General features: G+C 37.4%; 4 protein-coding genes. 3 read left to right on the top strand and 1 reads right to left on the bottom strand.

Annotation, left to right across the window (positions count from 1 at the left end; translation table 11 throughout):
* Positions 1-321 precede the first annotated feature (321 nt).
* The 3 genes from ACFIQE_RS08310 (at position 322) to ACFIQE_RS08300 (ending at position 4,196) form a co-directional block, all read left to right on the top strand.
* Entirely contained in the window at positions 322-543 is a 222-nt protein-coding gene (locus ACFIQE_RS08310) for a hypothetical protein (RefSeq protein ID WP_375641000.1), read from the top strand.
* Positions 544-1,396: 853 nt separating this feature from the next.
* Positions 1,397-2,632, top strand: coding sequence for an MFS transporter (locus ACFIQE_RS08305; RefSeq protein ID WP_375707517.1), 1,236 nt, complete (start codon positions 1,397-1,399; stop codon positions 2,630-2,632).
* Positions 2,633-3,800: 1,168 nt separating this feature from the next.
* On the top strand, positions 3,801-4,196 hold the full coding sequence (locus ACFIQE_RS08300) for a hypothetical protein (protein ID WP_375610669.1): 396 nt from the start codon (positions 3,801-3,803) through the stop codon (positions 4,194-4,196).
* 1,208 nt (positions 4,197-5,404) lie between these two features.
* Here ACFIQE_RS08300 and ACFIQE_RS08295 read toward each other — a convergent pair.
* Positions 5,405-5,773 carry a helix-turn-helix domain-containing protein gene (locus ACFIQE_RS08295; protein WP_375641014.1) on the bottom strand — a complete coding sequence of 123 codons (369 nt, stop codon included), beginning with the start codon at positions 5,771-5,773 and terminating at the stop codon, positions 5,405-5,407.
* Positions 5,774-6,501: the final 728 nt, after the last annotated feature.

The raw sequence follows: 6,501 nt of genomic DNA, 5'->3' as shown, positions 1-6,501 counted from the left end.
CTTTAAGTGATAAAGTAATTTCAGAAGATTAGCAAGAAAAATCAAAAATTTTCTATTCTATTTATGCCATAAAACACTGCTCTTTGAAGGGGTGTGAAGAGCTAGAATATTTGAGGGCAGGCCTTGATTTGTTGAGCCTGATGAAGTGTTGTCGTTTGAGGGGGGTGTCTGAAGACTGTAAGGGTACTAGGCAAAAAGCTGGGTTCGTTTATAGACTATTGTTTATAGAGTGGTGCGGGGTGGTGAACCTTTCGTTGGCTTTGTTCTTTAAAGATGTAAAAGCGTAAAAACGTATATCCGTAAAAGTGAAGTGGGGGATTTATGGATTTATATATTGTGCGTGTTTTTGGTCATGGTATGGAATGTGGTGCGAGAATTGGGGGGAAGTGTTTTCGTGAATGGAGGGGGAAGCTAGGAGGAAGAGGGGTGTTCAGTTGTGAGTGTGTGATGGGAGAGAAAAAGGGGGAATGGAGGATGAAGAGAGTGCGCATGGATAGGAGGGAGAGTTTGTGGGTAAGGCGGGTATTGCAAAGAGATGCGTGAAGGATGGCGAGGGGAGATAGGGCTTGATTTGTTGAGCCTGATGAAGTGCTGTCGTTTGAGGGGGGGGCTGAAGATTGTAAGGGTACTAGGCAAAAAGCTGGGTTTGTTTATAGACTATTGTTTATAGAGCTGTGCGGGGTGGTGAACTTTTCGTTGGCTTTGTTCTGTAAAGATGTAAAAGCGTAAAAATGTGAATCTGTAAAAGTGAAGTGGGGGGATTTGTGGATTATATATTGTGCGTGTTTTTGGTCACTTTGGGCTTTTGGGGGCGTGGAATGTGGTGCGAGAATTGGGGGAAGTGTCTTCGTGAATGGAAGTTTAGAGGAAGAGTGCTGTTAAGTTGTTAAGTGTGTGATGGGAGAGAAAAAGGAGGAATGGAGGATGAAGAGAGTGCGCATGGATAGGGGGAGAGTGTGGGTAAGGCGGTGTTGCAAAGAGATGCGTGAAGGATGGCGGTTTTTAAGGAGATAGGGCTTGATTTGTCGAGCCTGATGACGTGCTATCGTTTGAGAAGTGGTTGGGTGTAAGCTTTATTTTGTGGGGAAAGTTGCTTTTTATTGTGGGATTGTAGACTAGTGCTGGTTGGGAATTTTCATTCTTTGAGACGTGGGGTGGAGGTCAATGTAATAATATGGAAGATTGTGATCTCATAATTTTTACATTCTTTCTTTTTTAAGATATTACTTGATATTAGAGTAAATGCTTATATCAAGAGGAGTATTTCTTTAAAAGTTTTCACTTAACTTATTAAGCGATTTATTAGAATAAAAGACTCTTCTGAAGTTCATATCACCAATTGTAGCGAAGGAAGTGTAACTTTAAGTGTAGCAAAGTTTAATATCGGATGGTTGATATGAATTTGTTTTTAAAAAAGAGTCCATTAGCTCTTTTTTGCTCTCTCTTTATTTCCAAAGTTGGTGATTATGCTTATGAAGTTGTTTTTATTTTACTGGTCTTAGAATTAACAGATAACACCTTTTTTACAGGTCTTGTGTATTTTTTTCGATTTATCCCTTTTCTCTTTTTTGGCCCTATAGGCGGTTGGTTAGCGGATAATTTTTCTTTGAAGAAAAATATGATCTTAAGTGAAGTTGTTAGATTATTAGCTTCATTGTTTGTTTTTATAACTTATATAACAGGTACGGCACATATCATTGTTCTTATTTTTGCAGCAATATGTACAACGATAGGAAGAAGTATTTTCCAACCAAGTTTTCAAGCTGCTATTCCCAGAATGTTTTCAATAAAAGATCTTACAAAGGCCAATAGCATTGCTCAAATTATCATGGAAACGGCAGCCGTCATTGGCCCTTTGGTTTGTTCCATACTGCTTTTTTTAGCAAATAAATCGGTAGTACTCATTTTTGATTTTTTTACCTATTTTATATCTATTATCGTGTTATTTAATCTCATGAATTTAAATTCAAGCGAGAATAAATCATTCAATTTTATAAAAATTTATCGAGAAACAGCTTCATATCTTAAATATATTTCTACAGAAAATAATAATTTATTTATTACGCTCGTTGGATCGTCGTTTGCTATTCTCTTTACGGGTGCAATTTTAAGATTTTTAATTCCAGCTTTTGTTCTTTTTGTGGGGGGAGAGGAGAGCCTTGTGAGTTATATTTTTTCTCTCATGGCTGTTGGAACTATTGTTGGTGGTTTGTTATATAGTAAAATTATATTAAATATTACATCGTTGAAGCTCATGATATTTTGGCTTCTTTATGGGGTTATTCTGTTTGTTATGCCCTTAGCTGCTGGACTTTATTTAAAATTCCTTCTCGTGTTAGCATTTGTTCTAGGATTTATTGGTGCCTTTGTGGATATTGGTTTAGTCTCAGCTATTCAATTATATTCTCGTCGTGAAGATTTTGGTAAGAGTTTTGGAACCTTTTCAACTTTAGCGAACTCTGCCGAAGCAATGTCTGGCTTTATTGCGGGACTTTTGGCACTCATGGGATTGTTAAGCTCTTTTTTAGCTATGTCCGCATTAATTATTTCCACCGGAATTATTGGCGTTGTAAAAATTAAGAAAAATAAAGAGTTAACACCCCTTAACACGACAGTCGATGATGACCATTGATATATTTGATATCTCCATGCCTTTTCTTTTTTCTAAAGACGGTTCGCTCATTATCTTATTCATGAGGTAAAAACACCGCTCTTTGAAGGGGGTGATCTGAAACGAATGAGTGGTCAGTGGTGGAAACTTGCTAGGCAAGCATTTGAATTCTTTACAGACCGTTGTTTATAGAGTGGTACGGGGTGGATGAAGCTTTCCTTGGCTTTGTTCTGTAATGATGTAAAAGCGTAAAAATGTGAATCTGTAAAAGTGAAGCGGAGGATTTATGGGTTCATATATTGTGCGTGTTTTTTGTCATGATATGGAGGGGTGAGAAGGATTGGGGGAAGTGTCTTCGTGAATGGAGGGGAAATGAAGGGTGCTGTGCGTTGGTTGGAGAAGAGAGTGTGATTTGAGGGGGATGAAAGAAAGTGAGTGTGGGTAGTGTTAGGATGGTGTGTCTAAGAGGTGGTGGTGCGAACGGATGAAGGATAGCGTGAGGGGGCATCTTCCCCTTGAGATGGAGAAAGAATGAAAAGAGGTGGAGATAAGCTTGCTTGTGGAATTTAAGTTGTGAAGTGTTTTGTTTTTATCAAATTGTTGCGTGGTGTTTTGGAAATTTCATTCGTTGCTTTGAGGTAGAGCTTCACAATTGTCTCAAAAAACACATAAAACAACTAATGATGAGCGTAAATGAAAAACCAAAAAAGAAACAACATCGGTAAAAATTGGTAGATAGTGGGGGAAAGTCGGGATCTAAATGGCTCGTAAAAGCCTAGATATTCAAAAAATAATTATTCTTCGATCAAGTTATAATTTCAATGATATGGGGATAAAAATATCATTTTTATTGCTTGGAAAGTCATCCAAAGTCTGTACTTCTTTACTGATAAATTTGTCTTAAATAATATGTAATGCAACACACCATGAAAGTAAGTATACATATACTATATGTATACTACATGCTTTACATGTGTTTTTTCGTACTTTTAACATATATATTTTGTGTCTTAAACATAAGCTTTGAGTACTATGAGAGATGGTGGTCGTTTTTTTTAACAAGCGAGAAAGTGATTAACTAATGCTTGATAGTAAAGCAGTATGTTGTTAAGGCTATTCTTTGAAAGGAGGCTCTTATTTCTGGTGTAGGAGCTTCTCAGAAGAGAATGCAATTAATAGGGGAGTTAAGATGTCAAAATATTTATTTCCGTTACCGCTTGTATTGGTGGCTGGTTGTGCATCTATCAGTAATTATTCATCAAGTTATGTCAGTCCAAATATTACGAAAGATGATGTAAAATTAATTGCTAACGATTTTGTTCGTAATCTTAAAAAACCTTTACCGCCCGCTACAACAACACTTATTGTGAAAAAAAATAAAACAGAAGACAACTTTACTCCTGTATTTATTGATCTCTTGCGACGGAATGGATATAACGTGATCTATACAGATCAACCAAACAAACAGCAAAATGGTGTAATCTTGACTTATCAAATAACGCCAATAAAGACAGGTATCATGTCTATGGTTTCTTATGATGAGGTTGGAGTAACGCGTTATTATATCCGCACTTATAATCGATGAAACCCCTTTACCGGTTTGTCTCAAAAAAGTAGATAATGAAGAAATGTGTTTCAGGGGAAGTGTTGGGATTGAATTAATCAATAAAAATTTGCAGATATGAAAATTGCATATTCAGATGACAGTTATTCGTCGTCTCGTTTACAATTTCAGTGTTGTAACGAAGAAAGATGTCGTTTTATCTGTTTGCAATCCTTCATGTTCTATCTCAGTTATATAGCGCTTTTATCGTTTCTGTCTTATAGAAAATTATTTTCTGTTCTACGGCTCTATATGCCAATCTAATAGTGAGATCTAAACAATCAAATTCATATGAACTCTTTACAGAAATCTGTTGTTTGAGATTGTTGGAAAGGTATTTTGTTTTTATCAAATTGTCGCGTGGTGGTTTGGGAGTTTCCTTTGGCTGCGTTCTGTAAAGATGTAAAAGCGTAAAAATGTGAATCTGTAAAATGAAGTGAGGGATTTGTGCTTTGTGTGGGCTTTTATCATGGCATGGAATGTGGTGCGAGGATTGGGGGAAGTGTCTTCGTGAATGGAGGAGAAAGTTGGGATGAAGAGGGGTGTTAAGTGCGTTTTCTGGAGAAGAGTGTGTGGGGAATGGCTGTGAACAGATTGCAGAGTTGATGTGTAAAGAGATGTGAAGAGAAAAAAATTGTGGTTGGCGTTTATATTCTATGGGGAGCTTAACAATTATAGTTGCATCTATATTTGTATGGGGGATATCCGTGAAATGGGTGTGAGAAGCATTGAGAGGTGTTTTTTTTTAATAAGTGGGTGAATGAGCAATACAATGAAAGCCTATTTAGAGGGGAAATCCTATTTTAGCTCTTGTTGTTTTAGACATTGTGTTTTGTATGAGGGGCATTTTGCAGAAAAGGTGTTTTGAGGGATGTGGCTCCCTTAAAGAAAAACACAAAAATATCAAAAGAAAAATATAAAAACTTGACAAGGTAAATGTAAAAAGGTATCATAATGATACAATCGGAATTGTGCGTTTAAATCAGATGAGATCTTTTGATAAGATTCTGTGAGAGGGGTGGGGATGTTTTTCCAAGGTTTTGGTGTTTTTATCCTATTTTGAAGTTTGTTATCCTATGATGTCGTAAACCGGTGTCGTAAACCGTTTTTTGAGATGTGGTGGTATCAGGCGGGCAAGGCTTTAGGCTGAGGGGAATATTGGCAACGGATGTCGATTGATGGGCTTTTGTCTAATCAGAAATTAACCACAAGATTGCTTTTTGTTTTTTCGCTTTGAGCTCTCTAAAGTTTTTTAAAAGTGCGTATTCTTTTTCGCTGGTGGTATCTTGATCGTGGTGTAAGGCATGTTCTTTTGTGGGAATATCTGCTGTTAAAAGGTCCGCATAAAAAAAGTTCATAGGAACCTCTAGTTTTTTAGCAATTTCGAGCAAACACCCCGCGCTTACACGATTTAAACCTTTTTCATATTTCTGGATTTGTTGAAAACTGACACCTAAATGGCTTCCTAATTCCTTTTGAGAAAGTCCCATTGAAATGCGTCTATGGCGGATTCTTTTACCTATTGAAATATCATTGAAATGTGAATTTTTAGTTTGCACTTCAAGCTCCCCTCCGGTTGCGAGCGCCCTCGCATGAGTATTCCGGGAGTTTGAAAGCACTGAGCTCAGCCAGCCTTTTGCTTTTAGTGCTGACAAGCACTTGGACATAGCAAAAGCTCCCGGAATTCCGGGATACCCGCAAAGCGGGATAAATTTATGTACTGAGCGTTCGGGCTTTCAAATCCCTATTTGACCGTTGCGTGGACGATCAAAAACACAGATCAATTCATAAGGCAATTTCAGAAGATTGGCAAGAAAAATCAAAATAATTTCAAAGACTATAAGATTGGGTACTTTTTAAAAAAGTGCGAAATCTGGATTTTTAGTTTGCACTTCAAGCTCCCCTCCAGTTGCGAGCGCCCTCGCATGAGTATTCCGGGAGGTTGAAAGCACTGAACTCAAATCAGCTTTTTGCTTTTAGTGCTGACAAGCACTTGGACATAACAAAAACTCCCGGAACTCCGGGATACCCACAAAGTGGGGTAAATTAACGTTTGAGTTTTCGGGCTTCAACTCCCTATTTGACCGTTGCGTGGACGATCAAAAACACAGAACTATCAATAAAGTAGTTTCAGGAGATTGGCAAGAACAATTAAAAGGTTTGGAAAATGAGAGCATTTTTTTGTATCTTAAAAATTATCTCATTATATTCTTATGCCTTATGCCTTATGCCTTATGCCTTATGCCTTATGCCTTATGCCTTATGCCTTATGCCTTATGCCTTATGC

Source organism: Bartonella sp. AA1HLJMS (assembly GCF_042197445.1).
Taxonomy (GTDB): domain Bacteria; phylum Pseudomonadota; class Alphaproteobacteria; order Rhizobiales; family Rhizobiaceae; genus Bartonella.
This window is presented reverse-complemented; position numbering and strand designations above follow the sequence as displayed.

What these genes read in the sequence shown, in the direction of transcription:
- ACFIQE_RS08305 (WP_375707517.1), top strand. Translation starts at nt 1,397, where the DNA reads ATGAATTTGTTTTTAAAAAAGAGTCCATTAGCTCTTTTTTGCTCTCTC.
- ACFIQE_RS08310 (WP_375641000.1), top strand. Translation starts at nt 322, where the DNA reads ATGGATTTATATATTGTGCGTGTTTTTGGTCATGGTATGGAATGTGGT.
- ACFIQE_RS08300 (WP_375610669.1), top strand. Translation starts at nt 3,801, where the DNA reads ATGTCAAAATATTTATTTCCGTTACCGCTTGTATTGGTGGCTGGTTGT.